General features: G+C 52.5%; 8 tRNA genes. All 8 read left to right on the top strand.

Going from position 1 to position 793, the window contains the following annotated elements:
• Positions 1–22: 22 nt before the first annotated feature.
• Positions 23–114, top strand: a tRNA-Ser gene (locus ACN6NF_RS25540).
• Positions 115–131: 17 nt separating this feature from the next.
• A tRNA-Glu gene (locus ACN6NF_RS25535) sits at positions 132–203 on the top strand.
• 9 nt (positions 204–212) lie between these two features.
• A tRNA-Val gene (locus tag ACN6NF_RS25530) sits at positions 213–288 on the top strand.
• 29 nt (positions 289–317) lie between these two features.
• A tRNA-Met gene (locus ACN6NF_RS25525) sits at positions 318–394 on the top strand.
• A 26-nt stretch (positions 395–420) separates the two neighbouring features.
• A tRNA-Asp gene (locus tag ACN6NF_RS25520) sits at positions 421–497 on the top strand.
• A gap of 28 nt (positions 498–525) precedes the next feature.
• Positions 526–601 (top strand) — tRNA-Lys (locus tag ACN6NF_RS25515).
• A gap of 34 nt (positions 602–635) precedes the next feature.
• Positions 636–710 (top strand) — tRNA-Gly (locus tag ACN6NF_RS25510).
• Positions 711–715: 5 nt separating this feature from the next.
• Positions 716–792, top strand: a tRNA-Arg gene (locus tag ACN6NF_RS25505).
• Position 793 lies beyond the last annotated feature (1 nt).

Below are 793 nucleotides of genomic sequence, written 5' to 3'. Positions count from 1 at the left end.
AGTCCTGTTCGGGGAGCCATGTGGAGAGGTGTCCGAGTTGGCCGAAGGAGCACGATTGGAAATCGTGTAGGCGCCAAAAGCGTCTCGAGGGTTCGAATCCCTCTCTCTCCGCCAGAATTATTTTATAGCATGGCCCGTTGGTCAAGGGGTTAAGACACCTCCCTTTCACGGAGGTAACAGGGGTTCGAATCCCCTACGGGTCATAGCAGTATGGAGGCTTAGCTCAGCTGGGAGAGCATCTGCCTTACAAGCAGAGGGTCGGGGGTTCGATCCCCTCAGCCTCCACCATTTATTTTAATAGATTTCCCTACTATTATCGCGGGGTGGAGCAGTTCGGTAGCTCGTCGGGCTCATAACCCGAAGGTCGCAGGTTCAAATCCTGCCCCCGCAACCAATTAACTTTTTAATGATAATTATTATGGAACTGTGGTGTAGAGGCCTAACATGCCTGCCTGTCACGCAGGAGATCGCGGGTTCGAATCCCGTCAGTTCCGCCATTTTCACAAAGTTACATTACCCTGTTGGGAGCCATTAGCTCAGTTGGTAGAGCACCTGACTTTTAATCAGGGTGTCGAAGGTTCGAGTCCTTCATGGCTCACCATTCATGCACTTATAGGTCATGATATAATTGTATTGCGGACGTGGCTCAGCGGTAGAGCATCGCCTTGCCAAGGCGAGGGTCGCGGGTTCGATTCCCGTCGTCCGCTCCATATTTGCGCCCTTAGCTCAGCTGGATAGAGCGTTTGACTACGAATCAAAAGGCCGGGAGTTCGAATCTCTCAGGGCGCGCCAT

This window comes from Paenibacillus sp. TSM33, from assembly GCF_056099025.1.
The sequence above is the reverse complement of the archived record's forward strand: the minus strand, read 5'-3'. Positions and strand labels throughout refer to the sequence as shown.